This is a genomic window from Mesorhizobium sp. P2_C7 (genome assembly GCF_056404515.1).
This window is the reverse complement of record NZ_JBFUDW010000009.1, coordinates 63,730-90,033: the sequence shown is the minus strand read 5'-3', so window position 1 is coordinate 90,033 and position 26,304 is coordinate 63,730. Positions and strand designations below refer to the sequence as shown.

Below are 26,304 nucleotides of genomic sequence, written 5' to 3'. Positions count from 1 at the left end.
GGCGCCGGGAACGCCCTTACCTTCTCCCCCTGGGGGAGAAGGTGGATCGGCGCGATAGCGCCGAGACGGATGAAGGGTGCTCCAGCGGAGTGAGACGTTGGCGTTCCCTGGAACACCCCTCATCCGTCGCCTTCGGCGACACCGCCCGGGGCGAGTCACGGGCCTCGCCCGCCCTTCGGGCCCCACAAGGGGAGAAGGGGAGCTCGGCTCAGCCCACCGCCACACATTCGATCTCGATATCGAACTCCATCGGCCATGACGCCACCGGCACGAAGGTCCGCGATGGTGGGTTCTCGGGAAAATGCCTGGCATAGACGCGGTTGATGGCGTTGTAGAAGCCGGAATTGACGGCGTAGATGCGCACCATCACCACGTTGTCCAGCGAGGTGCCGGCCGCTTCCAGGCAATGCTTCAGCGCCTTCAGCGATGCCTCGGTCTGCGTTTCGATGTCGCCCTTGACCAGCCTGCCGGTCGAGATATCGAGCGGCGGCGTGCCGGACACGAAGACCAGCCCGGCGGCTTTGGTCACCAGCGACAGCGGCACGCCCAAGGCACGCACGGCTGCCGACAGCACCGGCACTTCGATGATTTCTTTCTTCACGGCAATCCTCCCTGGGTTTGCAGGGAGCTTACCGCGCCGCCCGGTGAACGCCAGCGCGGATGCATGGGCCAGAGCTACCCCTGCCCCGGATACGGTGTGCCGTCCTTGTGCAAGAAACGTCCGTCGGAGCTCGGGCTCATCATGTCGATGTCGGAGCATGTGATGACGTCGTCCGGGTCGCGCGAGCCGACCTCCAGATAGAGCGCCGTCGTGGACGACCGGTTGATCAGGTGATGGCCGTTGCCGCTGTTCTTGGCGAAGGTCGCGCAGTCGCCTGCCTTGAGCAGCGTCTCGCCGCCGTCCTCGACCAGCATCAGTTCGCCTTCCAGCACGGTGACGAACTCGTCCTCATGGCTGTGCCAGTGGCGCTGGCTGGACCAGCCGCCGGGCGGCAAGGTCATCAGATTGACGCCGAAATCGGTGAGCCCGCCCGCGTCGCCCAGCCGCCGCCGCGTGCGGTCGGCACAGGGTTGATCGAAAGGCGCGGGGTAGCCGGAGCCCTTGCGGACGGGCACGGCTGACAGGTCGATCTTGGGCATGGAATGCTCTCCCGTTTTGTGCCGACATTGTAGACAAGAACCGCTTGGCACAGACAGCCTTGTCGACGTCGGCGCTGCCCCTCATTGCCCTGCCGGGCATTTCTCCCCGTGCCACGGGGAGAAAGGGGCCTGCCGCGACGTCGGCTCTCTTCCTGCAGCGCTGGCGATTGGCGAAAGCGTCGATCACAGCGCCCCTCTCCCCGTTCTACGGGGAGAGGATGCCGGCAGGCAGGTGAGGGGCGGCGCCAGCGTCCGGAAGGTGCGAACCAACCTGAAGCGATCGCCCGCCGTACAGAACGAGCCCCTGCCCTCCTAGTGACAGCACGCCTCGCCATATTGCAGTTGCTCGTTCCAGTTCGGCCGGCCCTCGGGCGTGAAATCCATCAGGTTCCACAGCGGCTCGCAGGTGCCGACGCCACGCGGATCCTGGCCTGGGTCCGTTGGCGCGAGATCCAGTTCGGAACTCCAGAAATGGCGGATGCCGTCGGCGTCGCGATGGAACACCGACAGCAGCGGCGACTGTGCGCCGTCGGCCGCCTCCGCATTGTAGTCGCGCTTGAAGCCGTTGTTGGCCGAAGACACCAGCCGCATGTTGCGCCAGCCTCGGTCGCGACCGAGCGTGACCAGGTTTTCGAGCGCGGTTTTCGCCACCACGGCGAAGTTGAAGCCGGCGGCTTCGAGATGGCCGACCGCGCCGTCGAACTGGTCGAGCAGCGCCGTGCAGGACGGGCATGGCTGGTCCAGCCGTGCGAGCTTCGCCGTGCCGCCGCTGGTCGCCACGTCGCGCGTCTCGCGTGGGTGGCGGGGAAACATCATGTTGTAGAGGATGAGCGAATCCTTGCCGGGCGCAAACAGCTCCGACAGTTTTACCTTCCCGGGCTTGCCGTCCGATCCCAGCGCGTCGAACACATAATCTTGCGGCACTAGCCCACCGGGCGGCAGCGCGCGCCGCGCGACCGCAACCTCTTCCATGGCGCGGCGCAGCCCGATTTCCTTCTGCAGCAGTTTTTCGCGGGCGGTGCGGTATTTGGCGGATTCGTTGGGAAAGGTGATCATGATCGGCTCCTTCGGTCGCGGCGCCGGCGTCCCGGCGCGGTTGCTCTGCGACCCAAGGACGTTTGGCGGCGATCGGTGCCGACATTTTTTTGCGCAGCGCTCGGGCGATTCCTCGTGGCGGAACCTCGCTCTCTTCCCAGCATTCTCCCCACAGGATAAGCCAGCAGTCCGGGAACAAAATGCACAACGACGATGACGACGAGATCGACCTGCGCTGCCCGCAAGTGGTGGCCGACAATGCCGCCAAGGGGCTGCGCCTGCGCGGCGAATTCGGCCGTGGCGGCACCGAGATCGGCGTGGCCCGCGCCACCGAACTGAAGAACCGGGAAAAGCTCGCGCCCTCCACCATCCGCCGCATGGTCAGCTATTTCGCCCGCCACGAGGTCGACAAGCGCGGCAGGAACTACGGGAATGAGCAAAACCCGTCGGCCGGCTACATCGCCTGGCTGCTGTGGGGCGGCGACGAGGGCCGCGCCTGGGCGCTGGACCTCAAGCGGAAGATCGGCAACGCGCCGGACATTTGAGCGCCCCGCTCAGCTGTACCAATCGACCTCGAACATGCCGAGCCGATCGTAGAGCCGCACTGCGGCGGCGTTTTCTTCGGTGTTGGTCTTCAGGTCGACATAGTCAGCGCCGCGTGCGCGAAAGGTGGCGAAGGCGTGCCACATCAGCGCTTCGGCAATGCCCTTGCCGCGCGCCTCGGGATGGACGGCGAGGTCCTTGACGAAGGCGCGCGTCCAACACAGCGCGGCCGCCGCCAGCCGGCCCTTGGCGTCGATGACGAGGAAACACAGCGCCGGGTCGAATTCGGGATCGCCTGATATGCGCGGCCACCACTCGTCAAACGGGCCGTCGGCACCGTCGTCGAACACTTCGGTCAGGAGCGCATGCAGGGCCGGCGCATCACCGGGCTCGAAGCAGCGCATCACAAAGCCTTCCGGCCAGTGCGCGGGAACCAGCGTCTCGTCGAGGATCTTGCGCAGCCGGATATCGTTCAGAGCCGGCGGCCGCGGTTCAGGCATCGCGCTCAGGCGTCGGGCTGCAGGCGGCTGCGCTGGCGGTCGCGGCCAAGCCCGGTCGCCTCGAGCAGGCCCTTGCGCTTGGCGTCGAAATAGTAGCCGGTCTGGTAGAGCCAGTCGGCCCGCTTGGCGTTGCCGCCGGACACCAGCCAGGCGCCACGCAGATATTTGACCGCGTATTTCAAATTGGTGTCGGCGTCGAACAGACCCTTGGCCGGTCCGTCATAGCCCATGCCGCGCGCCGTCGCGTGCTTGATCTGCATCAGCCCCCAATGGCCATTGTTGTAGGCTTTCGGGTTGAAGGTGCTCTCGCGGTTGACGACATGGCGAACCAGATCGACCGGCACCTGGTAGAGGGCGGCGTATTTCTCGATCAGCCGCTCGACGTCGCCACGCACGCCCGGCGCGTGCTCTTCTTCCGCGGGTGCCATCGGGAACTGGACGAGGGCAGCCGGGTTCTGCGGCACCATATAGGCGACCTGCTGGACGCCTGGCACGACCTTCCGGTCGCCCTTGGCGGTCGCGGGCATGACGAGCCCGGCGGTCGTATAGGTCTCGGCCGTCTTGACGGTCTCGCCTGCGGTCGCCGGCGGCGGCGCTTGCCAGGCATTGGCGGTCATGATGGCGGGTACCGCCGGCGCTGCCGGGGTCGATCCGGCGAAGGCGGCGGTCGCAGCAGCCGGCTGGGCGGCCGCATCGGGTGCCGACGTGGCCGGGGCGGGCGTCAATGCAGCCGTCTGAACGGGCGCGATTCCCGATGATTCCGGCAGCACCGAAACCGTCTCCGGCAGCGGTATCGTGAAACCGGCGTCAGCGCCGGCGGCAGTCGCGGTTTCGGTCAGGGCAGGCGCGGATTTCATCTGCGAGGTCGACGTGCAACCGCTGATGCCGGCGGCAGCCAGGATCACGCCGATCGCGATAAGAGTGTGTTTTGCTGGCAAGCCGCGCTCGGGTCCGATTTGTCGGGTTATTAAGAAATTCCTTACACCAGCGATTCACGACCGGCAATCGGGGCCCTCAGGTGGTTTTCGGGTGGCGAGACTTGAGGCCAGATGCCATATTGTTCTGGATATGTACCGGGACGAATGCCGGATTTCGCCACTTTGCGGAAAGGAACGCATCATGGAAACGACATCTTCGATCACAGCCGGCCACGCAGTGTTAGAAACAGTGATCGGCTTCATGGGCATCGCCTGGAGCGAAAAAGGCCTGATCAGGCTCTGCCTGCCTGAACGCAGCCGCGAGGCGGTGGAGCGGCGGCTGATGCGCCATGCCGGCGTTTCCGCATCCACCGCCCAGCCTCCATGGGTCGTCGACCTGATCGCCTCGATCAAGGCCTATGCGGCCGGCGAGGATGTCGACTTCACCGGCGTACCCGTCGATCTCGACGGCATCGACGACTTCCGCCTCGCCATCTACGGCGCGGCGCGGAAGCTCGGCTATGGCGAAACCACCACCTATGGCGAACTGGCCAAACGCGCCGGCCATGGCGGTCTGCCGCGCGAAACCGGTGCTGCCCTTGGCGCCAATCCGGTGCCGCTGGTCATTCCCTGTCATCGCATCCTTGCCGTCGGCGGCAAGATAGGCGGCTTCTCGGCGCCCGGCGGCTCGAACACCAAGGAGAAGATGCTGGCCATGGAAGGCGTGCGCGTCGGCCCGCCGCCACCAGCGCAGGTTTCCTTCGGCTTTTGAACCATCTCTCTGTCGCAATTCCCTGGGGGAAGGCGCTTCACACTTTTCCTGGAATTGCTCTAGTCGTTGTGGAAGAAGCGCCGATGGAAATGCCGATCATAGTCCGGCCGCTTGCAGGTATAGACCGGACAGGATTTGGTGTCGGCGCTCGGTACGTAGGCGCGTGCCCTCACCTCGCCCATGGTGCAGAACTGCTCGCTCTGCACATAGCGGTCATAGAGCGGCAGGCCGGGCACCCGCGTCGACTGGTAACGCAGGATGACGGCGCCCTGCCGCGCGATCGTCGACTGGACACGCCCGCAGCTCATACGCGTCGGGTCGTAGCGCGAGATCGCCTGCGCCTCGGCGGCCACCAGCGTCAGGCAGGCGGCAAGCAGAATGGTTTTCATGATCCTCTCCCCAAGCTCCTCCCGGATTGAACACCGCCGGGGCCCGATCCTGTTGCGACGCTCTCACGCGATTGGGGCGGCCATTGGGCGGCATCCTGATCACGGCCTTCTCACGCAGTCTTGTTTTTCGTGCGAAAGCAGCCTATATGCGTTCCATTGATATTTCGGCCGATCGATCCGGGCCTCGCGATAATCGCGTTTGCTGACGTCTATCTCCAAAATCTCGATGCACACCGGCTGGACTTCGGTCCGGTCAATCTAAAGCAAATGTGAAGGACTATCTAAATGGCAACTGGAACGGTCAAGTGGTTCAACGCCACCAAGGGCTTCGGCTTCATCCAGCCTGACGCGGGCGGCGCGGACGTATTCGTCCACATCTCCGCTGTCGAGCGTGCTGGACTGTCGACCCTGGTCGAAGGCCAGAAGATCAACTTCGAGATCGAGCAGGACCGCCGCACTGGCAAGTCGTCCGCTGGATCTCTGAGCAAGGCAGCCTGATTTTGCGAATGGCGCGCGCCGGGCGAGAGCTCGGGGCGCGCGGCAAGTCACGGATGTACTGACAGTCGCGCGAGAAGCGCGCCGGAGCGGAAAGAACCGAAAAGCTGGATCAGCAGATAGCTGCCAGCCCGGACCGGACGCTCCCGATCAGGCTACCGAAAATGGGAAGGCGGGATTTATCCCGCCTTTTTGTTTGTCTGGGGTTCAGGCATCGACAATTGGCGACGTTGCTCACCCCACCCAGTCCATCGGCACATGCCCTGGATCCGCTTCCACCCGGCCAAGCCAGTCTGTCACCGCTGGATAGGCATCGAGCTGGAAGCCGCCCTGCTCTGCCGTATGCGTATAAGCATAGAGCGCGATGTCGGCGACGCTGTAGGCACCGCCAGCGAAGAACGCATTGGTTTCCAGATGTTTGTTCATCACGCCGAGCGCCTTGTTGCCGCGTTCCAGCGTCACCGCCAGCCGCTCCGGCGTCGCATCCCGGGCGCGTTCGGGAAAGGTCAGCAGCGCCTTGCGCACCGCGATATAGGGCTCGTGGCTGTATTGCTCGAAGAACAGCCATTGATAGGCCAGTCCCCGTTCGTACCTGTCCGCCGGCAGGAAGCGCGTGCCTTCTGCGAGATAGAGCAGGATGGCGTTGGATTCAGCCAGCCGCCGGCCGTCATCGAGCTCGAGCAGCGGCACCATGGCGTTCGGGTTCTTGGCGACATAGTCCGCTTTTCGCGTCTCACCCGTATGCGAACTCACCTCGACATTGGTGAAGGCGAGGCCAAGCTTGGCCATCAGCAGCCGCGGCTTGTAGCAATTGCCGCTGTCGATCATGCCGTAGAGTATCATTGCAGTTCCCCGGTGCGCTGCCTCTGCCGGCGTGATTATCGCAGCGGCGACGTCCTCAACCAATGATTTGTTTTGGCACGACCATCAGCGCTGCTGATGTGTGAACGCATGAGGGCGTTCAAGGGCGTGACGAGATTCAGGTCAGGCCGAGTCGAAAACGGTGGATTCCGAGAACCGGAACGGAGCGTACATTTGGGTACGTGAGTACCGGAAGCGCAGGAAGCTGCCGTTTGCAGGCCGGCCTCACCTGAATATCGAGGCGCCCTAGCCGAACAGCGGCACAACCTTGCTATCCCTGCCAAGCAGCGTGTCGACGGAGAGCGGCTCTTCGTTGAAGATCGTGCCGGCCAGCGCCGGGCGGGCGAGAAGAAACCCCTGCAGCAGGTCGACGCCGCCTTCGAGCGCGACGCGCAGGTGTGTGGGCTGCTCGATGCCTTCGACCAGCACCTTGGCGCCACGGTCGTGCAAGGTCGAAACCAGCGGGCGGAAGAACCGTTCGGCGGCGGCATGGCGGCAGAACTCGGCGAACCAGGTGCCGTCGATCTTGACGATGTCGGGATGGAGCAGGCTGACCCGCTCCTCCGTCGAGTGGCCGGTGCCGAAATCGTCGATGGCGATGCGGATCCCGTCGCGCCGCATTTCGCGCACCAGTCGGATGAGAAGCGCGTCGTCGGCCGCCTGTTCGGTGATTTCGCAGACCAGCATGGCCGGCGCGAGGCCGAAATCGCCGAGATACCTGGTCATCAGCCGGATCTCGGCCAGCGCTCGCCCGGGATGGTCGTTGATCAACGGATTGTAGTTGAAAAACAGATCGAGTCCGTCGACGCCGATGTTGTGAAAATTCCTGAGGTGAAGCACCCGGCACATGGTCTCGACAAACAAGCGGTCGGAAGCGGCGATGCTTTCGAAAAACACCTTCGGCGCACCGGGGCGGCCGGCACGGTGCGGCTCGATCAGGGCTTCGACCGCGACGGCGTGAAGGAAGCGGCCGCGCGGAGCGAAAATCGGCTGATAGGCGCTGCGCAGCCGGAACTCGCCATGGATGCCGTATTCGATACCGACTTCGTCGACCTGGATCGCGTTGCCGACATCGCGCCGCCGCTCGCGCCTCATGGCGCCACCTTGCGCCCGAAGGCTTTTGCTGGCCGTGTCGCGTGCGGTGGTGCCGGTTGGACAGGCGCGGCTTCAACGGCCGTGGAGGCGGCCTGCTGCGCGGATTTGCCGAAGACGCGAAAGCTTGTCGGCGCTAGCTCGGGCCGCGCCAGCACAAAACCCTGCACCATCGACGCTCCCGACTTCTCGGCGAGTTCCAGTTGCCAGCCCTCCTCGATGCCCTCGAACACCGTGCGGATGCCTTGCTGCTCGAAACTTTTCACCATGGTGGTCAGCAGCGCGAAGCCGGCCCCGGACTCCATCAACTGCGTGATCCAGAAGGCGTCGAATTTGACGATGTCGGGCTTCAGCTCCTTGATGCGGTTGATGTCGGAATCATCGGCGCCATAGTCGTCGACGGCGATGCGAAAGCCGTTGGCCCGAAGTGCTGCGACGAAACTGTGCAGGGTCTCCTGCGACGCCGAGCGCTGCTCGGTCACTTCGCAGACCACACGGCGCGGATCGATGCCAGCCTCGTGCAGCACCAGCCGCATTTCGCGCAAGGCATTGTCGGCAACGGTGCGCTCGGTGAACACCGACGGGTCGAAATTGACGAAGATCGATGCTTCTTCAGGCAGGCAGGCGCCGGCGTTCAGAAGATGCAGCGTCCTGGTCAACGCCTCGACATGGAGGCGGTCGGCGGCCGGGCAGGTGCTGAAAAAGCTCATCGGCGATTGCGGCTCGCCGTCGCGGAACGGCCGGATCAGCCCTTCGAACGCCGCCACCGACAGCTTGCCCTCGTTGAAGGCGAAGATCGGCTGGAAGGCGCTTTGCAGCGTGTAGATGCCCCAGACACCGGTGGAGGTGCCGTCGTCGTGACGGATGATGTGGGCAAGCCCGATGCTGCGCGACACGGTTCCTCGCTCCGCAAACTGGCGGTCAAACTGTGATCCTGTCACGCAAGCCTCTACCGCCCGTTAATGAATTTATCGTTGCCGATCACGGGTCCTTGAGGCCTGGATCAGCCGACAATGCTTGCACTGCGCGAAATCATGCGACATGAGAAGCGCCGCGGCCGCTCCCGGCCCGCGCCGACCTTGTTTGGAGATATCCGGTCATGGCCTTTCTCGCCGACGCCCTTTCCCGCGTAAAGCCTTCCGCGACCATTGCGGTGACGCAGAAAGCGCGTGAGCTGAAAAATGCCGGCCGTGACATTATCGGCCTCGGCGCCGGCGAGCCGGATTTCGATACGCCCGACAACATCAAGAATGCGGCGATCGAGGCGATCCGCCGCGGCGAAACCAAATATCCGCCGGTGTCGGGCATCGTGCCGCTGCGCGAGGCGATCGCGAAGAAGTTCAAGCGCGAGAACAATCTCGATTACAAGCCCGAGCAGACCATTGTCGGCACCGGCGGCAAGCAGATCCTATTCAACGCCTTCATGGCGACACTGAACCCCGGCGACGAGGTCATCATACCGCGCCCCTACTGGGTCAGTTATCCTGAGATGGTGGCGATCTGCGGCGGCACCTCCGTGTTTGCTGACACCTCGATCGACAACGGCTTCAAGCTGACCGCCGCGGTGCTGGAAAAGGCAATCACGCCCCGCACCAAATGGCTGCTGATGAACTCGCCGTCGAACCCGTCGGGTGCAGCCTATACCGAGGTTGAATTGCGCGCGCTGGCCGACGTGCTGTTGAAGCATCCGCATGTCTGGACGCTGACCGATGACATGTACGAGCACCTGACCTATGGCGACTTCGTCTTCAAGACCATCGCCGAAGTCGAGCCGAAACTCTACGAGCGCACGCTGACCATGAACGGCGTGTCGAAAGCCTATGCCATGACCGGCTGGCGCATCGGCTATGCCGCCGGCCCGGTGGCGCTGATCAAGGCGATGGACATGATCCAGGGCCAGCAGACCTCGGGCGCCTGCACCATCGCGCAATGGGCATCGGTCGAGGCGCTCAACGGCCCGCAGGACTTCATCGCCAGGAACAAGGCGATCTTCCAGGGCCGGCGCGATCTCGTCGTGTCGATGCTCAACCAGGCGCGCGGTATAAGCTGCCCGTCGCCGGAAGGCGCCTTCTACGTCTATCCGTCCTGCGCCCAGCTGATCGGCAAGAAGACCAAAGCCGGCAAGCTGATCGACACCGACGAAACCTTCTGCTCGGAACTGCTCGAGGCCGAGGGGGTCGCAGTGGTGTTCGGCTCAGCCTTCGGCCTCGGCCCCAATTTCCGCATCTCCTACGCCACTTCGGAGACGCTGCTTGAGGAAGCCTGCACGCGCATCCAGCGCTTCACGGCATCGCTGACCTGATCAGGCCAGTCTTGAAATTGAAAACCCGGCTTCACCGCCGGGTTTTTTGTTGGCAACGACGCCGCCTCACAGGCTCGGCACTCAGCCGCCATATTGGACTGACGTCACCTCTTCCAGCCAGTCGGCGTGGACACCGTCCAGCGCCTCCTGCATTGCGATATGCGTCATCGCCGACTTCGGCGCCGCACCGTGCCAGTGCTTTTCGCCAGGCGCGAACGAGATGACGTCGCCGGCCCTGATCTCCTGGACCGGCTCGCCCCATGTCTGGGCAAGGCCTGCGCCTAAGGTGACGTAGAGTGTCTGGCCGAGCGGATGCGTGTGCCAGTGGGTGCGCGCGCCCGGCTCGAAGCTGACCAGCGTGGCCCGCAGCCGCGCCGGCGCCTCCTTCTCGATGATCGGCGTCTGCAACACGCGGCCGGTGAAGTACTTCTCCGGCGCTACGATGGTCGGCACGCTGCCGCAAGCAATGATCTTCATCGGGGTGATCCTGGAACTGGTGAAGCGATCGGCGACAGACGCCGCCCGACATGTGACGAAAAATGCATTCTCGGCCGATATCATCCGAGGCGCAACCGGCCGTTTCGCCCACCGCCGCAAGACCGATTTTTCTCCTTAACCATGAACGCTCCCCGCACCGTGTCGCGGCACGGAAAGATGGCGAATTCAATGTCTTCTTAACAGCTGCGCTCTAGCCCTGAGCCTGCATTTCAAGGGGCGATGAGATGAGCATACTGGCGACGATCAAGGATCACAGCGGCCGGATCTACCGCGGCATCCAGTTGCTGCTTCTGATCAGCATCGGCGCCGCGGTGCTTGGCGCGGTCGACCTGTCGCGAAACCTGCCCTCCAGCAACGCCTTCGCGGTCTCGATCCTCGCCACCAGCTTGGCCCTGATGGCCCTGATGTATATGCGCAGCAGCGTCGTCAATCGCTTGCGGTCGGCCGCCGCCGCAGAGGCGGAAAAGCATCATTTCCTGACCAGGGACGCGATGACCGGGGCGATGACGCGCCGCTATTTCCTCGAAGCGCTGCACGGCAGTCTCGGCAGCATGCGCGACCGGCACGATGCGACCTTGCTGTTGATCGACGTCGATCACTTCAAGCAGCTCAACGACACGTTCGGACATCAGTTCGGCGACCTCGCTCTGGCGCATCTGGTCAAGACGGCCGAGCGCATCTTTGCCGGAGGCATGGTCGGACGGCTCGGCGGCGACGAATTCGGCGTCATCGTCCCGCACAACGATCTCGCCATCATCAGCAAGAAAGTCAGGCGCTTGCTGGACGCCATGCGGGCCGGGAAATCGCATGAGGGCAAGACCATCCCACTGTCCATTTCCGTCGGCGTGGCGCTGGCGCCGGCACATGCCTCGAACACGACGGAACTGATGCTGGTCGCCGACCTGGCGCTCTATGAAAGCAAGGCGGCGGGCCGTGGCCGCGTCACCGTGTTCGACGAGGAGATGCTGTCCGACAAGCGCTATCGTCGCCTGGTCGAGCGGGAGTTGCGCGCGGCGGTCTATCTCGGCGAACTGGAGCTGCACTACCAGCCGATCGTCAATCCGGACAGTTCCACCTGTGGCTTCGAAGGGCTGATCCGCTGGCGCCACCCGGTTCGTGGTCTGATCTCGCCGGCCGAGTTCATTCCGATCGCCGAACGCTCGACCCTGATCGACATGCTCGGCGAGTGGGTGTTCAAGCGGGCCTGCGCCGATATCAGCCATTTCCCGGGACGCCGCATTTCGATCAACGTATCCGGCGAACAGCTGAAGCGTGACGAGATCGTCACCATGTGCGATCGCGTGCTGAAGGAAACCGGCCGTTCCGCCGCGCAATTCGTCATCGAGATCACCGAGACGGTGGCGACCGCCGCCACGCCCGAAATCCTGCGGCGCCTCGAAGCGTTGCGCGGCCTCGGCTTCCACATCGCGCTCGACGACTTCGGCACCGGCCATTGCGGCTTCAACTATCTGAAGACCTTGCCCGTCGACAGCATCAAGATCGACCGCTCCTACATCCGCAGCCTCGCCCATGACCAGGTGGCGCAGATTTTCGTTTCGGCGCTCGCCCAGATCGCACGCATCCAGGACGTCACCATCGTCGCCGAGGGCGTCGAGACGCAGGAGGAATTCGCCCTGGCCAAGGCTGCCGGCTGCAATCGTTTCCAGGGCTATTTCTTCGGCCGGCCGGCGCCGCGCGACAAGCTTGGTTCGTTGCATGCCGTCCATGCCGAGCCGCTGGCGCTGAGCGCCTGAGGCGACGGCCGAAGAGTTTCTATTTTTCTTGCCCTGCCGGCAAACAAGTGGGACGATGGTTTCGGGCAGGTGGCCAAACCAAAAGAACCCCGCCCGCGACGGTCGAACAGGCCGGCCGCCGCTCAGGACCGATTGACCAAGCCTGAACCATGCATGCCAGTCGGTCCTACGGGAAACGCCTGAGTGGAGGTCAGTCATGGGTACTCGCGCCGGAGGACGACGCACGGGACCGAAATGCATTGCCATAATCGGTCCCTTCGCCAGCGGTAAGACGACACTTCTCGAAGCCATATTGGCCCGCACGGGCTCAATTCCCCGACAAAACCCCGTCTCATCGGGCAACACCGTTTCAGATCATTCGCCAGAGGCGCGGGCCCACGCGATGAGCGTCGAGGCGACCTTCGCCACCACCGAATTCATGGGCGAGCAGCTTACTTTCGTCGATTGTCCCGGCTCCATCGAATTCTCTTTCGAGGCCGAGCCGGTGCTGGCCGCCTGCGACCTCGCCGTGGTCGTTGCCGAGGCCGACGAAAAGAAGATCCCTGCCCTGCAGCTGATCATGCGCAGGCTCGACGATCTCGGCGTGCCGCGCATCCTGTTCCTCAACAAGGTCGACAAGGCAATCGCCGGCGTGCGCGACACGCTGAAGATGCTGCAGCCGGCCAGCGCCGTGCCGCTGCTGCTGCGCCAGATTCCGCTGCGCAAGGATGGCGTCGTCATCGGCTCCATCGATCTGGCGCTGGAGCGCGCCTACATCTATCGCGAATATGCCGAAAGCGAAGTGGCCGAAATACCTGGCGATGACAAGGCGCGCGAACTGGAGGCGCGCTTCTCCATGCTGGAGACGCTGGCCGATCATGACGACCAACTTATGGAACAACTGCTCGAGGAGATCGAGCCGCCCAAGGACGCCATCTTCGACGACCTCGCCGCCGATCTGCGCGATGGCGCGGTGACGCCGGTGCTGATCGGCACCGCCGAGAAAGGCAACGGCGTGCTGCGCCTCTTGAAGGCGATCCGCCACGACGCGCCCGACATCGAGGCGACCCGCAGGCGGCTGGGCGCGCCCGACGGCGCGGCCACCGTGGCTCAGGTGATGAAGACCATCCACACGCCGCATGGCGGCAAGCTGTCGGTGTCGCGCATCCTGTCCGGCCAGGTCGTCGACGGCTCCGAACTCTGGCTGCCCGGCGGCAACACGGCGAAGGTTTCCGGCATCTACCGAATGCTCGGCAAGGATCAGTTCAAGCTCACCATCGCCAAGGCCGGCGACACTGTGGCGCTGGGCAAGCTGGATGAGGTCAAGACCGGCCAGACGCTGAGTTCGGCCAAGGGCGGCATCAAGCCGCTGCTTGAGTTCGAGCCGCCGCAGCCGGTCTTCGCTTTCGCGCTGCGCCCCAAGGAGCGCAAGGACGAAGTGAAGATGTCGGCCGCCATCCAGCGGCTGGCGGAGGAAGACCCCTCGCTCAGCCTGCGCCACAACCAGGACTCGGCCGAGACCGTGCTGTCGGGCCATGGCGAGATGCATCTGCGTGTCGTGCGCGAGCGGCTGGAAGGCAAGAACCAGATCCCGGTCGAAGGTCATGCGCCGGCGGTGCCCTATCGCGAGACGATCCGCAAATCGGCGCAGCAGCGCGGCCGGCACAAGAAACAGTCTGGCGGCCATGGCCAGTTCGGCGACGTGGTGATCGAGATCAAGCCGCTGCCGCGCGGCTCCGGCTTCCAGTTCACCGACACCATCACCGGCGGCGTCGTGCCGAAGACCTATATCCAGTCGGTCGAGACTGGCGTGCGCGACTATCTGAAGTCGGGCCCGCTCGGCTTTCCCGTCGTCGATGTCGCCGTCAACCTCTCGGACGGCTCCTACCACGCGGTTGATTCCTCCGACATGGCCTTCCAGATGGCGGCCAGACTGGCGATGAAGGAAGGCATGGCCGCCTGCTCGCCGGTGCTTCTGGAACCGGTGATGAAGGTCGAGATCGTCACGCCCTCCGACGCGACCTCGAAGATCATCGCGCTCATCCCGCAGCGGCGCGGCCAGATCCTCGGCTATGATGCGCGGCCTGACTGGCCGGGATGGGATGTTGTCGAGGCGACCATGCCGCAGGCCGAGATCGGCGACCTGATCATCGAGTTGCGCTCGGCGACCGCTGGCGTCGCCAGCTACCGCGCCGTCTTCGACCACATGGCCGAACTCACCGGGCGTCTCGCCGACGAAGCGATGAATGCCAACGGCAAGGCTGCCTGATTCGGTCTTCCCCTCGAACCCCGGTTCGAGGGGGGCCAAATGAAAACGACGCCCGGCGGGGACCGGACGTCGTTTTATTCGCGGACCGTTTCCCAGGAGGCAAAACGGAAGGTCCGCCGCATCTGGCGCCGCCGAACTTCGGCAGCGAAAATGGTTCGGACGCGGTAGCCGCCTGAGCCCGGGCCGTTCGAGTGATGCCCCCATCTCCCGCACGACCACACCGCGTCCTATGGTGTGGATAGCACGTGTCGGGCGTCCATGTCATGTTACCTGAGGTTACATGTCACTGTTACGTGGCAATTCTGATGAATTTTCGAGTTGCTCCGGCAGGGCTCGGGCAACAAAAAAGCCGGATCAACGAAGATCCGGCTGAGTTTGATTGGAAGTGCCTGTTAAGGCTAACCTCCAGAGGGGAACACTCTAGGGCGCTAATGGGAGGAGAACGCGCCCAGGAGATGATCTATATATGTGCTCATCATGCCCAAGAAACAAGCATCTATTTTGCAACACACGCATGCAAAAAGACGCAGGCTGTGGTCTAACCCATATCCGAGACCTATAGGACCAGCAAAATCAGCAAAACGGAGTGTACGGAGGCGCGATTCTCACTACAGAATCGCCAATCGCGATCGATTTCTGTGCCCAAATGCCAAAACCGCGCAATGATGTGGAAGCAGGCAGCAGCCGTTCATTTATCAGGCAGTCAGGGAGGAAGCACCCAATGCGGACGTTTTCGGCGATCGCCGGCAGCGCGGCGTTCTTCATCGCCGCACCCGGCGTGGTTGCCGGGCTGGTGCCCTGGCTGTTGACCGATCGCTGGGGCTTGCCATGGTCGAGCCTGCCGGGCTTTGTGCCTGTTGGCGGGCTCCTGATCGTCACCGCGATCGCTGCACTGCTGCATGCCTTCGGCCGCTTTGCGCTCGAGGGGCTGGGCACGCCCGCTCCGGTTGCACCGACCGAGAGACTGGTGATCGGCGGCATCTACCGCCATGTCCGCAACCCGATGTATGTCGCGGTGCTGTCGATCATCCTCGGCCAGGCGCTGCTGTTCTCGAGTTTGACGCTTGCCGCCTACGCGACCATCGGCGCGATCGCCATGGTGTCGTTCGTCCGGCTCTACGAGGAGCCGACACTGGCCCGCCGCTACGGCGCGCAATACGAAATCTATCGCCGCGCCGTGCCCGCCTGGCTGCCGCGCCTGACGCCCTGGCGGGGGTGATTCTAGAACTGGATGAAGACCAGAAAGTCGGACGCCAGGGGTGGATCAGAAAGACCAGCTACGCGCCTTGGCGATGATGAAATCGCGAAAGACATGCAGCTTGGCCTGGTTCTTCATCGCGTCCGGATAAGCGAAATAGGTGTCGAATGACGGCACCTCGGTCTCCGGCAGCAATTGCACCAGGTCGGAATCCTTGTTGATCACATAGTCGGGCAGCATGGCGATGCCGGCGCCGCCCTGCACCGCGCGCTTGATCGACAATATGTCATTGATCTGCAACGTCGGCACCCTTTGTCCGCCTTCGAAATCGCCAATCGTTTCCAGCCAGTTCAGTTCCGACAGATGCGACGGCACCGGCACGCCGAAGGTGACGATGCGATGGCTCTTCAGCTCGGCCACCGAAGCCGGCTTGCCGTGCTTGGCGACATAGGTGGGCGAGGCATAGAGGTGGAAGTGTACGGTGAACAGGCGGCGCTGGATCAAGTCCGGCTGCTGCGGCTGGCGCAGCCGGATGGCGCAATCTGCCTGGCGCATGGTGAGGTCGAGTTCCTCGTTGGCGAGGATCAGCTGCAGGCTGATTTCGGGATAGAGCTCTATGAACTCCTGCACCCGCTCGGTCAGCCAACCGGCGCCCAGCCCGACGGTGGTCGTCACCCTGAGCACGCCGGAGGGGCGATCCTTGGTCTCGGTCAGCCGCGACTTGATGGTTTCGAGCTTCATCAGCACGTCATGCGCCGTGCGGAACAGCATTTCGCCCTGCTCGGTCAGCACCAGCCCGCGGGCATGGCGGTTGAACAGCGGCACGCCGACATCATGTTCGAGCGCGCTGACCTGCCGCGAGATCGCCGATTGCGACAGATGCAATGTCTCGGCCGCATGGGTAAACGACCCTGCCTCCGCCGCAGCGTGAAACACGCGTAGCTTGTCCCAGTCCAACGCCATGCTACCCCTCGTTCTGTTTTGGCGTCTGAATGAAAAATCAGGCTTTTACACGGCGTTTCTAAGTCGCCTTCTGAACTCTTTATTCCGCCGCTTCACGGTGCACTTCGATGCCGGCCAGATACTTCTCCGCCTCGAGTGCAGCCATGCAGCCGAGCCCCGCTGCGGTCACCGCCTGGCGGTAGATGTCGTCGGTCACGTCACCCGCCGCAAACACGCCGGGAACGTCGGTGCGGGTCGAATCCGGCGCCGTCCACAGATAGCCGTTCGGCTTCTGCTTCAGCTTGCCGGCAAACAATTCGACCGCCGGCGCGTGGCCGATGGCCACGAACACACCGTCGACCTTGAGATGTGTTTCCTGGCCGGTCACCGCATGCTTGAGCTTCAGCCCTTCGACCGAAGGCGGCAGCGGCGCCTTGCCGGGACGGCCGGTGATCTCGTCGACGATCGTGTCCCAGATGATATGGACATTGTCCTTCTTCAGGAGCCGCTCGCGCAGGATGCGCTCGGCGCGGAAATCGCTGCGCCTATGGATGACCGTCACACTCTTGGCGAGGTTCGACAGGTAGAGTGCCTCTTCCACCGCCGAATTGCCGCCGCCGACAACAGCGACATCCTTGCCGCGGTAGAAGAAGCCGTCGCAGGTGGCGCAGGCCGACACGCCGAAGCCCATGAAGGTTTGTTCGGTCGGAATGCCCAGCCATTTGGCCTGCGCGCCAGTGGCGATGATCAGCGCGTCGGCGGTGTAGCTGGTGCCGGAATCGCCCTTGGCGCGGAACGGCCGCACATTGAGGTCGACCTCGGTGATGATATCGTTGATGATGTCGGTGCCGACATGTTCGGCCTGCTTCAGCATCTGCTCCATCAGCCACGGCCCCTGGATGGGGTCGGCAAAGCCGGGATAGTTCTCGACATCGGTGGTGATCATCAGCTGCCCGCCCTGCTGCAGGCCGGCGACCAGCATCGGCTTCAGCATGGCGCGGGCGGCGTAGACCGCCGCCGTATAACCGGCTGGGCCGGAGCCGATAATGAGAACGGGCGCGTGCTTGGTGGTCATCTAGAAGCCTCTGCGGAGGGCTGCCGGCAATTGCGGCATGGAAAACTCGTCGATATCGCGCGTAATGTAAGTGTTGCCCACGGCGCCAGCAAGGCAGGTTGGCATTCGTCCCCGGAAAGCTTTGTCGCACCCCTGTCGCCGCTTTGATCGGCCGAAATATTCCGAGCGAGGGATGGAATGGACAGCGAAGTCGTTTAATTACAAGATCACGCAAGATTCTTGCGTATTGCCCTGACTTATCGAGAGCCCTCATGCCGCTCAAGGCCGATCTCGACGCCATCGACTGGAAGATCCTGCGCGAGCTTCAGGCCGATGGCCGCATGACCAATGTCGAACTATCGAACCGCGTTGGCATTTCGGCGCCGCCGTGCCTGCGCCGCGTCAAGCGGCTGGAGGAAGCCGGCATCATCCGCGGCTACCGCGCCTTGCTCAACGCGCCGGCGCTCGGCCTCGATGTCGTTGCCTTCTGCCTGATCGGCCTGCATCACCAGGCCGACGCCGAACTGCGCACCTTTGCAGAGCGCACCCGCGGCTGGCCGATCGTGCGCGACGCCTGGATGGTATCGGGGGAATCCGATTTCCTGCTGCACTGCGTGGCGAGCGACCTGGGGGCCTTCCAGACCTTCGTCATCGAGGAGCTGACTTCGACCCCGAATGTCGACACGGTGCGCACCGCGCTCACCATCCGCCGGGTCAAGGACGAGGGGCTGGTCTCGTTTGCACAGCCTTGAGGCTGGTCGACGGCAGCACCACATCGTCCCCGCTCGATGCGAATTCCCGGCTTCGCCATACCAGGGCCGCTTTCGGATTCGACAGGCTCTGGTGTAGAAAGCCGGAGCGTTCTGACGGACGTGGCTGCTTTGTTGGTTTCCTAAGGCAATTTCAGGAAAGTGTGACGGGTTTTTCGACAGGGCTTGCGTAACAACAGATGGCGCAAGCAGCGTAATTTCACAGAACAGTGTGCTGTAGAGTGGGATCATGACTCGATTTTCTAGTCCGGTTTCGGCGCTCATCATCTGCATGAACGAAGCCGACATGATCGGCCCGTGCCTGGAGAGCGTCGACTTCTGCGCCGACATCGTCGTCGTCGATTCAGGTTCGACGGATAACACCCTGGACGTCATTCAGGAGTTCATCGCCAAGGGCTACCCGATAAGGCTGTTTCACAACGATTGGCCGGGTTTCCCACGTCAGCGGCAATTCGCGCTTGATCAAGCCACGCAGCCATGGTGCCTTTCGATTGAAGCCGATGAGGCCGTCGACGACCTGCTCAGGCGGTCGATAGTGACCGTGACGCAGCCTCACAACGAGGCCATCGACGGATGGTTCGTAAGACGCCGCGACAAGCTGAAAGGCTATGGCTATGCGCACCGCTGGGTGCTGCACAACAGGCTGCTGCGTCTGTTCCGCCGCGACAAGGCCACCATGGACATTGACCTGCGGGTCCATGAATCGTTCGAGGTGCCGGGCGAAACCGGTACGATTGAAAATGGCGTGTTGCTGCATCGCCGCGAAATGACTGTCGCGGAGGATCTGGCAAGGGCCAACACCTACTCCAGCCTCAAGGTTGCCACGCTGGTCGAGAGAGGCAAGAAGCCAGGCTTGATAAGGCTGGTCCTGTCGCCGCTCGGCAACTTCCTGAAATTCTACCTGGCCAAGCGCTACTTCCTGTGCGGCCGGCATGGCTTCGTCTATTCGATGATGGTGATGGTGTATTCGTTCGCCACCGAGGCCAAGCTTTATGAAGCTTCGCGAGACAACGATCGGACTTGAGGCCAAATTCCACTTTCGGAATTATGCCCCCCTTGCTTTGATACAATTCCGGACGGAAAGCCGTTTCACACTTTTCCCGGAGTTGCTCTAGCCCGACATAGCGCCGAGTGCCGCTATTGCGGCGAGCAGGCCACCCAGATCCTCGTGGTCGCGCCAGGGCTGGACTGTAAAGCCCGATTGAACGGCCGCTTCGCCGTCGACCAGCCAGCCCTGCAAAAGTCCGGCGCGCTGTCCCGCCTCCATGTCCGCCTGCTTGTCGCCGACGATCAGCGATCGCTGCAGATCGAGCCCGAGACATTTGGCCGCCTCCAGCAGCATGCCGGGATTGGGCTTGCGCATCGGATGATTGGCGATCGCAAGCGGCCCCTCGCCCGCCTCGTGATAGGCGCAGGCAAGGACCATATCCACGAACGCGTCGTCGGCGCGCAGCAGGTCGAGCACGCGGCCATTGACGGCGGCGAAATCGCTCCAGCCGTAGTAGCCGCGCGCGATGCCCGACTGGTTGGTGACGATGATGACGGGAATGCCGGTCTGATTGGCGGCACCGATCGCAGCGGCGATATCCTCGCGCAGCACCATTTCGGCCGGGTCATCGGGATAGCCGGTGTCGAGATTGATGGTGCCGTCGCGGTCGAGAAACAGTGCAGGCGTACCGGTCGGAAAAATCCTGCTATCGATCCGCTCTACCCACAGTCCGGGCTCCTTGAGCGGATAGGGTTCGAGCTTCACGACCAGGTCCCGTCAGCCATTGCTGAGACGCGCTTCGACCACTTCGCACAGATGATGATAGAGGCACAGATGCCCCTGCTGGATGATCGGGGTCGAGGTCGAGGGCACGTTGAGCAGGATGTCCGATAGCGGCTTGAGCTTGCCGCCGGTGTCGCCCGTCAGGCCGATCACCGTCATGTCCATCATCCGCGCGTGCTCGGCAGCGGCGAGAATGCTCGGCGAATTGCCGCTGGTCGAGATTGCCAACAGCACGCCGCCCGCCGAGCCATGCGCCTCGACCTGGCGCGAAAACACCGTGTCGAAGCCATAGTCATTGCCCCAGGCGGTCAGCACCGCGGCATTGGCCGGGAGTGCGATGACATTGTAGGCCTTGCGCTCCTTGAGGAAGCGGCCGACCAGTTCGCCGGCGATGTGGATCGCATCGCTGGCCGAGCCGCCATTGCCGCAGATCAGCAAGGCTTTGCCCTGCGAAAGAGCCGTCACGATGGCGCTCACCGCCCGCTCCATCTCGCTCGTCAGGTCGCGCTCGACCATGGCGGAAATCGCGGCCGCCGAGCGGACCAGGTAGTCGTTCAGGTCAGACATGAATTCCTCAGCTTGTGGTGCCGCCGGCGCGCAATTTGCCGATGGTGTTGGTGGTGCTTTTGCCGGCGACGAGATCGATCAGCACGACGCGGCCGCCCGCCTTCCGCACCACATCGGCACCGACCACGGTGTCGATCGTGTAGTCGGCGCCCTTGACTAGTATATCGGGCAGCAGCGCTTCGATCAGCGCCAGGGGCGTGTCCTCCTCGAACACCACGACCGCATCGACCGAGGCAAGGGCGGCGAGCACACAGGCGCGGTCATGCTGGTCGTTGACCGGCCGCCCGACGCCCTTTAGCCGTCGCACCGAAGCATCGCTGTTGAGGCCAAGCACCAGCCGGTCGCACTGGCTGCGCGCCGCGTGCAAGAGACTGACGTGGCCGGCATGCAGGATGTCGAAGCAGCCATTGGTGAAGCCGACGCTCAAGCCCTCCTCCTTCCACGCCGCGACCATGCGCGCGGCCGACGTAGCGTCGAGGATGGCATCCTTGTGGGCGGTCGGCCCGTGCGAACGGAACAGCGCACCGGTGAGTTCCTCGACCGTCAGCCGCGCGGTGCCGCGCTTGCCCACCACGACGCCGCCGGCAGCATTGGCGATCGATGCCGCCGAGACAGGGTCGGCACCGGCCGCCAGCGCCAATGCAAAGCTCGCGATCACCGTGTCGCCGGCGCCCGAAACGTCGAACACTTCGCGCGCCTGGGTGGCGATATGGCGCGCCTCGGTCGGGTCGACCACGCTCATGCCCTTTTCGCTGCGCGTCGCCACGACGAAATCGAAGCCATGCGCTGAAATCAGCTGGCGTGCCGCCGCCACGATCTCGTCATCGGCGAACACCGCATGGCCGACAGCTTCCCCAAGCTCCTTGCGGTTGGGGGTGATGGCGGTCGCTCCGGCATAGCGCGCATAGTCGCGGCCCTTCGGATCGACAAGCACCGGCTTTCCCGCCTCACGGCAGATGGCGATCAAGTCGCCGGCGACGCCGTCGAGCAATATGCCCTTGCCATAGTCGGACAGGACGACGATGTCGGCGCGCGTCAGCGCCGCGCGGAAATGCCGGATCAGACCGTCGCGCTCCGCAACATCGAGCGGCTTGATCTCCTCTTCGTCGAAGCGCAGCACCTGCTGGTTGAGCGCGCTGAAGCGGCTCTTCGACGAGGTCATGCGGCCACGCGCCTGCGCGAGGCCCGCTGTGTCAGCGCCGAGTTCGCGCAGCATGCGCACGAGATTGTCACCGGCAGCATCAGTGCCGATCACCGACACGGGAACAGCGGATGCGCCGAGCGAGACGATGTTGGCGACGACATTGCCGGCGCCGCCCATAGTCGAGGTTTCGCCGCGCCGGTGCAGCACCGGGATCGGCGCTTCCGGCGAGATCCGCTCGATGACGCCGTTGACGAACCGGTCGAGGATGAAGTCGCCGACCACCAGCACGGTGGCCTGGCCAAACCGTGCGATGGCGCGGTGCAGGGGTTCGGGAGAAGGCGGATTGTGCTTGATCATGTCACTGGCAACGCGTGGAAATGGCCGATTTCAACCTTGCGGGTAATCATCAATTGAAGGGCCGGTTCGTTCATGGCGAAGCCGATATACCGCAAATCCACGCAGCGCAACGGCTGGCCATGACCACGATGGCCGGGCGGTCAGGTCTTCTGCAGGGCGACATGGACACCCAGCCCGACCAGCACCGCCCCGCCGGCCCGCTGCATCAGGCGCTGTGCACGGCTCGAACGCCGCAAGCAGCCGATCACGGCACCGGCCAAGAACACGCAGACGATATCGGCCGAAGAGAACATCAGATTGACGATGGTGCCCAACACGACGAACTGCAGCCAGACCGGTAGCGCCGCCGAGGTATCGATGAACTGCGGCAGGAAGGCCATGAAGAAGATCGCCGTCTTGGGATTGAGCACCTCGACGGTGACGCTCTCGAAAAAGGCGCGCCGCGCCGATTTCCGCTCGATCGCGGGCAGCGCCATGTCGCCCTCGACGCGCTTGCGGAACAGCGAAACGCCGAGCCAGATCAGGTAGAGCGCGCCGACCAGCTTGACCGCCAGATAGAGCGGCGGCACGGCGTGAAACAGCACCGACAGGCCCGCGGCAGCGGCAAAGACATGCACATAGCCGCCCAGATGAATGCCAAGTGCTGCCGTCAGGCCGGACCAGCGGCCGCGCGCCATCGTCTGCGCGGCGGCGTAGAGCATGGCCGGGCCGGGAATGTAGGCGAAGATCGCCGTGGTGGCGAAAAACGCGATGAGCAGTTCGGTCGACGGCATTCTTCTGTCCCTCACGATCGTCCCGGGTGGCACAAACCGACTGAAGCGGAAGCTTTGCGGCGCCACTGTGACATCCGCTTCGCTGCCTGCTTTATCGACAGCCCACCCTGCCTCCCTTATAAGGGCCGGGATCGGCAAGTGAAACGCGTATCAGGGCCAACAACATGATCATCGTCACGGGCGGCGCCGGCATGATCGGCTCCAACATCGTCGCGGCGCTGAATGCCGAAGGCCATGACGACATCCTCGTCGTCGACGACCTCACCGATGGCCACAAGATCGCCAATCTCGCCGATCTGCGCATCGCCGACTATCTCGACAAGGACGATTTCCTGGGCCGTATGGAGGCTGGCTCGTTCGGCCGCATCGAGGCCGTGTTCCACCAGGGCGCCTGCTCGACCACCACCGAGTGGAACGGCAAGTTCATGATGGAGGTGAACTACGCCTTCTCGAAACGGTTGCTGCATGCCTGCCAGGCGCTGCGCGTGCCCTTCCTCTACGCCTCCTCGGCTTCCGTCTATGGCGGCGGCGCCGAATTTCGCGAAGACCCGGCGCTCGAGCGACCGCTCAATGTGTATGCCTATTCCAAGAAGCTGTTCGACGACTATGTCAGGCGCACCGTCTTCGACACCGATCATGCGCAGGTTGTGGGCTTGCGCTACTTCAACGTCTACGGTCCGCGCGAGGCGCACAAGGGCGCCATGGCCTCGGTCGCCTTCCACCTATTCAACCAGGTCGAGCGGGGCGAGAACCCGAAACTGTTCGGCGCCTATGATGGCTTCGGACCGGGCGAGCAAAGCCGCGATTTCATCCATGTCGGCGACGTCGCCGACGTCAATCTGTGGCTGTGGAAGCGCGGATCGAGCGGCATCTTCAACTGCGGCACCGGTCGCGCCCAGCCCTTCCGTGCCATTGCCGAAACCGTCATCGACACGCTGGGCAAGGGCGAGATCGAATTCATCGAATTCCCCGACCATCTCAAGGGCAGCTACCAGAGCTTTACGCAAGCTGATATGTCCCGTTTGCGCGCGGTCGGTTACAATGGCCAATTCCGGACAGTGGAAACCGGTGTCAGAGACTATGTCGAATGGCTGAAAGCCCAACGATCCTCGTGATCGGCCCACGCTGGGTGGGCGACATGGTGATGGCGCAGTGCCTGTTTTCGGCGCTGAAAGAGCTTCATCCCAACGCCGCGATCGATGTGCTGGCGCCGGCCTGGGCCGCGCCGCTGGTCAAGCGCATGCCCGAAATCCGCCAGCAGATCGACTTTCCGCTCAAGCCCGGCGCGCTGGAATTCACCATTCGCCGGCGTTTTGGCCGACTGCTGCGCGGCCGCTACGACATGGCCTATGTCCTGCCGGGCAGCTGGAAATCGGCGCTGATCCCGTTCTTTGCCCGCATTCCGCGCCGTTTCGGCTATTTGCGCGAAATGCGCTACGGCCTGCTGACCGACATCGTGCCGCTGCCCGACAGCGTCAAACGACGCACGGCGCAGGCTTATTTCGGCCTCGCCCAGGGCGGCCATTTCCGGCCGCCACGCCTGACCGTGGACGCGAAGAACCAGGCCGCCCTGCTCGACCGCTTCGGGCTCGCGCCCCAGAAATTCGCAGCGCTGATGCCCGGCGCCGAGTTCGGCCCGGCCAAGCGCTGGCCGAGCGAAAGCTATGCCGGGCTTGCCCGTGATCTCATGGCGAAGGGTTTGAAGGTCGCGCTGTTCGGCTCGAAGAACGACCGCGACGTGGCGGCGGAGATCGCAGCCCTTGCCCCCGGCGTTGTCGACCTCGCCGGCCAGACCCGGCTGGGGGACGCCATCGACCTGATCTCGGCGGCAAGGCTGGCGGTGTCCAACGACAGCGGGTTGATGCATGTCGCAGCGGGAGTCGGCACGCCGATCGTTGCCGTCTACGGCTCGACCTCGCCACAGAATACGCCGCCGCTGGCGGAACGGTGCGAGTTGGTCTGGCTCGGCCTGTCCTGTTCGCCTTGCCACCAGAAGGTCTGTCCGCTCGGCCACCTCAACTGCCTGAAGACGCTTGAAGTGGAGCAGGTCGTGGCAGCAGCGAAACGCCTGCTGGAAATCCCGGCAGCCGCATGAAGGTCCTCATCGTCAAGACGTCGTCGATGGGCGACGTCATCCACACCTTTCCGGCCGTCGAGGATGCCCGCCTTGTCAGGCCCGACATATCCTTCGACTGGTGCGTGGAAGAGGCATTCGCCGGCATCGTGGCGTTGCATCCGGCGATCGACAGGATCCACACGGTGGCGATCCGGCGCTGGCGCAAGACATTGCTCGACGGCGGCACCTGGCGCGAAGCGGCCGCCTTGCGCCGCACCCTGCGCGACTGCCGCTACGACCTCGTCATCGATGCGCAGGGCCTGCTGAAATCAGCCCTGGTGGCCAGGCAGGCCGGTGCGCCGATCGCCGGCTTCGATCGGTCGAGCGCGCGCGAACCTTCTGCGTCGCTGGTCTACGACGTCACCTACGCCGTGCCGCGCGACCTGCACGCCATCGAACGCACGCGGCGGCTGTTCGGGCTGGCGCTCGGCTACCAGCCCGATCTTTCGAGGCTGGACTCCGGCATCGTCCCGCCGCCCGGCAATCTGGCCGGCATCAGTGGCAGAATCGCCTTCCTGCTGCACGGCACCAGCCGCGAAGACAAGAAGTGGCCGGTCCAAGACTGGATCGAAACCGCCCGCCTGCTGGTTGAAAGGGAGACGACGCCGGTCACCACATGGTCGAACGAGCGCGAAAAGGCTGTCGCCGAAGCGATCGCCGGGGCTGTTCCGTCAACGGTCGTGGTGCCCAAATCGCCGCTCTCCGACATCGCCGCGATCATCGGCCGCTCGACGCTGGTCATTGGCGCCGACACCGGGCTGACCCATCTCGCCAGCGCCTTCGGCCTGCCGACGGTTGCGGTTTTTCTTGCCACCGAGCCGGGTTTGACCGGGCCGCGCGGGCCATACGCGTCAACGCTTTTGGCCGCACCCGGGGACCATGTAACGCCGGGGCAAGCGGTAGCGGAGGCAGAGAGGCTGCTGGAGCGTAGCCAGGCGGATTGATTTATTCAATCAATTCAATTGGAAAGGTTAGTGCTGCCCTCATCCGCCTGCCGGCACCTTCTCCCCGTATAGTGACGGGGAGAAGGGAGCAGAGCGCAAAGTTGGCGGATGTTTGCAAACGC

28 protein-coding genes are annotated in these 26,304 nt (G+C 63.7%); 12 read left to right on the top strand and 16 right to left on the bottom strand.

Annotation, left to right across the window (positions count from 1 at the left end; all coding sequences use genetic code 11):
- Positions 1-208: 208 nt before the first annotated feature.
- From AC1D2G_RS19725 to AC1D2G_RS19715, 3 genes are all read right to left on the bottom strand, one after another.
- Positions 209-601 (bottom strand): RidA family protein, encoded by a 393-nt coding sequence (locus tag AC1D2G_RS19725; protein WP_477228146.1) that lies wholly within the window; start codon positions 599-601, stop codon positions 209-211.
- Between the two features lie 74 nt (positions 602-675).
- Positions 676-1,140: a cupin domain-containing protein gene (locus AC1D2G_RS19720; RefSeq protein ID WP_477228147.1), complete on the bottom strand. Its 465-nt coding sequence runs from the start codon at positions 1,138-1,140 to the stop codon at positions 676-678.
- Between the two features lie 312 nt (positions 1,141-1,452).
- Positions 1,453-2,196, bottom strand: coding sequence for a DUF899 family protein (locus AC1D2G_RS19715; RefSeq protein WP_477416008.1), 744 nt, complete (start codon positions 2,194-2,196; stop codon positions 1,453-1,455).
- Positions 2,197-2,375: 179 nt separating this feature from the next.
- Between AC1D2G_RS19715 and AC1D2G_RS19710 the strand changes: the two genes are divergently transcribed.
- The gene (locus AC1D2G_RS19710) at positions 2,376-2,720 is read left to right on the top strand and encodes a hypothetical protein (RefSeq protein WP_457153702.1); all 345 of its coding nucleotides are present in this window, start codon (positions 2,376-2,378) and stop codon (positions 2,718-2,720) included.
- Positions 2,721-2,729: 9 nt separating this feature from the next.
- On the opposite strand, the gene AC1D2G_RS19705 is transcribed toward AC1D2G_RS19710, so the two are convergent.
- Both AC1D2G_RS19705 and AC1D2G_RS19700 read right to left on the bottom strand, forming a co-directional pair.
- Complete coding sequence (locus AC1D2G_RS19705) at positions 2,730-3,218, bottom strand: GNAT family N-acetyltransferase (RefSeq protein WP_477228149.1); 489 nt, start codon at positions 3,216-3,218, stop codon at positions 2,730-2,732.
- Between the two features lie 5 nt (positions 3,219-3,223).
- Positions 3,224-4,156, bottom strand: a complete 933-nt coding sequence (locus AC1D2G_RS19700; RefSeq protein WP_477416006.1) for a transglycosylase SLT domain-containing protein — start codon at positions 4,154-4,156, stop codon at positions 3,224-3,226.
- Positions 4,157-4,337: 181 nt separating this feature from the next.
- Between AC1D2G_RS19700 and AC1D2G_RS19695 the strand changes: the two genes are divergently transcribed.
- Positions 4,338-4,907, top strand: coding sequence for a methylated-DNA--[protein]-cysteine S-methyltransferase (locus AC1D2G_RS19695; protein WP_477416004.1), 570 nt, complete (start codon positions 4,338-4,340; stop codon positions 4,905-4,907).
- A 59-nt stretch (positions 4,908-4,966) separates the two neighbouring features.
- Here AC1D2G_RS19695 and AC1D2G_RS19690 read toward each other — a convergent pair whose 3' ends face one another.
- On the bottom strand, positions 4,967-5,296 hold the full coding sequence (locus tag AC1D2G_RS19690) for a hypothetical protein (RefSeq protein ID WP_477416002.1): 330 nt from the start codon (positions 5,294-5,296) through the stop codon (positions 4,967-4,969).
- A 285-nt stretch (positions 5,297-5,581) separates the two neighbouring features.
- Here AC1D2G_RS19690 and AC1D2G_RS19685 point away from each other — a divergent pair, with 285 nt between their 5' ends.
- Positions 5,582-5,794 carry a cold-shock protein gene (locus tag AC1D2G_RS19685; RefSeq protein ID WP_010910991.1) on the top strand — a complete coding sequence of 71 codons (213 nt, stop codon included), beginning with the start codon at positions 5,582-5,584 and terminating at the stop codon, positions 5,792-5,794.
- A gap of 231 nt (positions 5,795-6,025) precedes the next feature.
- On the opposite strand, the gene AC1D2G_RS19680 is transcribed toward AC1D2G_RS19685, so the two are convergent.
- From AC1D2G_RS19680 to AC1D2G_RS19670, 3 genes are all read right to left on the bottom strand, one after another.
- Positions 6,026-6,634 (bottom strand): glutathione S-transferase family protein, encoded by a 609-nt coding sequence (locus AC1D2G_RS19680; RefSeq protein WP_477416000.1) that lies wholly within the window; start codon positions 6,632-6,634, stop codon positions 6,026-6,028.
- A 264-nt stretch (positions 6,635-6,898) separates the two neighbouring features.
- On the bottom strand, positions 6,899-7,747 hold the full coding sequence (locus AC1D2G_RS19675) for an EAL domain-containing protein (RefSeq protein ID WP_457152237.1): 849 nt from the start codon (positions 7,745-7,747) through the stop codon (positions 6,899-6,901).
- Positions 7,744-8,640, bottom strand: a complete 897-nt coding sequence (locus tag AC1D2G_RS19670) for an EAL domain-containing protein (protein WP_477228153.1) — start codon at positions 8,638-8,640, stop codon at positions 7,744-7,746. The genes AC1D2G_RS19675 and AC1D2G_RS19670 overlap by 4 nt, the downstream gene beginning before the upstream one ends.
- 203 nt (positions 8,641-8,843) lie before the next feature.
- Here AC1D2G_RS19670 and AC1D2G_RS19665 point away from each other — a divergent pair, with 203 nt between their 5' ends.
- The gene (locus tag AC1D2G_RS19665) at positions 8,844-10,046 is read left to right on the top strand and encodes a pyridoxal phosphate-dependent aminotransferase (RefSeq protein WP_477228154.1); all 1,203 of its coding nucleotides are present in this window, start codon (positions 8,844-8,846) and stop codon (positions 10,044-10,046) included.
- 81 nt (positions 10,047-10,127) lie between these two features.
- On the opposite strand, the gene AC1D2G_RS19660 is transcribed toward AC1D2G_RS19665, so the two are convergent.
- The gene (locus tag AC1D2G_RS19660) at positions 10,128-10,523 is read right to left on the bottom strand and encodes a (R)-mandelonitrile lyase (RefSeq protein WP_477228155.1); all 396 of its coding nucleotides are present in this window, start codon (positions 10,521-10,523) and stop codon (positions 10,128-10,130) included.
- Positions 10,524-10,768: 245 nt separating this feature from the next.
- Between AC1D2G_RS19660 and AC1D2G_RS19655 the strand changes: the two genes are divergently transcribed.
- From AC1D2G_RS19655 to AC1D2G_RS19645, 3 genes are all read left to right on the top strand, one after another.
- Positions 10,769-12,298, top strand: coding sequence for a putative bifunctional diguanylate cyclase/phosphodiesterase (locus tag AC1D2G_RS19655; RefSeq protein WP_477228156.1), 1,530 nt, complete (start codon positions 10,769-10,771; stop codon positions 12,296-12,298).
- Between the two features lie 196 nt (positions 12,299-12,494).
- Entirely contained in the window at positions 12,495-14,546 is a 2,052-nt protein-coding gene (locus AC1D2G_RS19650) for an elongation factor G (RefSeq protein WP_477228157.1), read from the top strand.
- Positions 14,547-15,267: 721 nt separating this feature from the next.
- Positions 15,268-15,765, top strand: a complete 498-nt coding sequence (locus AC1D2G_RS19645; protein WP_477228158.1) for a methyltransferase family protein — start codon at positions 15,268-15,270, stop codon at positions 15,763-15,765.
- A 45-nt stretch (positions 15,766-15,810) separates the two neighbouring features.
- On the opposite strand, the gene AC1D2G_RS19640 is transcribed toward AC1D2G_RS19645, so the two are convergent.
- Complete coding sequence (locus AC1D2G_RS19640; RefSeq protein ID WP_095090930.1) at positions 15,811-16,707, bottom strand: LysR family transcriptional regulator; 897 nt, start codon at positions 16,705-16,707, stop codon at positions 15,811-15,813.
- A gap of 79 nt (positions 16,708-16,786) precedes the next feature.
- The gene (gene trxB / locus AC1D2G_RS19635; protein WP_477415998.1) at positions 16,787-17,761 is read right to left on the bottom strand and encodes a thioredoxin-disulfide reductase; all 975 of its coding nucleotides are present in this window, start codon (positions 17,759-17,761) and stop codon (positions 16,787-16,789) included.
- A gap of 251 nt (positions 17,762-18,012) precedes the next feature.
- On the opposite strand from trxB, the gene AC1D2G_RS19630 reads away from it, so the two are divergent.
- Both AC1D2G_RS19630 and AC1D2G_RS19625 read left to right on the top strand, forming a co-directional pair.
- The gene (locus AC1D2G_RS19630; protein WP_095090929.1) at positions 18,013-18,492 is read left to right on the top strand and encodes an Lrp/AsnC family transcriptional regulator; all 480 of its coding nucleotides are present in this window, start codon (positions 18,013-18,015) and stop codon (positions 18,490-18,492) included.
- A 247-nt stretch (positions 18,493-18,739) separates the two neighbouring features.
- A complete protein-coding gene (locus AC1D2G_RS19625; protein ID WP_477415996.1) occupies positions 18,740-19,534 on the top strand; it encodes a glycosyltransferase family 2 protein in 795 nt (264 codons plus the stop codon).
- Between the two features lie 87 nt (positions 19,535-19,621).
- Here AC1D2G_RS19625 and AC1D2G_RS19620 read toward each other — a convergent pair whose 3' ends face one another.
- The 4 genes from AC1D2G_RS19620 to AC1D2G_RS19605 form a co-directional block, all read right to left on the bottom strand.
- On the bottom strand, positions 19,622-20,263 hold the full coding sequence (locus tag AC1D2G_RS19620) for an HAD-IIIA family hydrolase (protein WP_477228161.1): 642 nt from the start codon (positions 20,261-20,263) through the stop codon (positions 19,622-19,624).
- A 12-nt stretch (positions 20,264-20,275) separates the two neighbouring features.
- Positions 20,276-20,848 (bottom strand): D-sedoheptulose-7-phosphate isomerase, encoded by a 573-nt coding sequence (locus AC1D2G_RS19615; RefSeq protein WP_477228162.1) that lies wholly within the window; start codon positions 20,846-20,848, stop codon positions 20,276-20,278.
- 7 nt (positions 20,849-20,855) lie between these two features.
- The gene (gene rfaE1, locus AC1D2G_RS19610) at positions 20,856-22,349 is read right to left on the bottom strand and encodes a D-glycero-beta-D-manno-heptose-7-phosphate kinase (RefSeq protein WP_477228163.1); all 1,494 of its coding nucleotides are present in this window, start codon (positions 22,347-22,349) and stop codon (positions 20,856-20,858) included.
- A gap of 140 nt (positions 22,350-22,489) precedes the next feature.
- Complete coding sequence (locus AC1D2G_RS19605; protein ID WP_457153558.1) at positions 22,490-23,122, bottom strand: LysE family translocator; 633 nt, start codon at positions 23,120-23,122, stop codon at positions 22,490-22,492.
- Between the two features lie 164 nt (positions 23,123-23,286).
- On the opposite strand from AC1D2G_RS19605, the gene rfaD reads away from it, so the two are divergent.
- The 3 genes from rfaD to waaC are packed head-to-tail and all read left to right on the top strand — an operon-like array spanning position 23,287 to position 26,182.
- Positions 23,287-24,237, top strand: coding sequence for an ADP-glyceromanno-heptose 6-epimerase (rfaD, locus tag AC1D2G_RS19600; RefSeq protein ID WP_095090923.1), 951 nt, complete (start codon positions 23,287-23,289; stop codon positions 24,235-24,237).
- Positions 24,210-25,217 carry a lipopolysaccharide heptosyltransferase II gene (gene waaF, locus AC1D2G_RS19595; protein ID WP_477228164.1) on the top strand — a complete coding sequence of 336 codons (1,008 nt, stop codon included), beginning with the start codon at positions 24,210-24,212 and terminating at the stop codon, positions 25,215-25,217. The genes rfaD and waaF overlap by 28 nt, the downstream gene beginning before the upstream one ends.
- Entirely contained in the window at positions 25,214-26,182 is a 969-nt protein-coding gene (gene waaC, locus AC1D2G_RS19590) for a lipopolysaccharide heptosyltransferase I (RefSeq protein WP_477344158.1), read from the top strand. Before waaF ends, waaC begins: the two co-directional genes overlap by 4 nt.
- Positions 26,183-26,304: the final 122 nt, after the last annotated feature.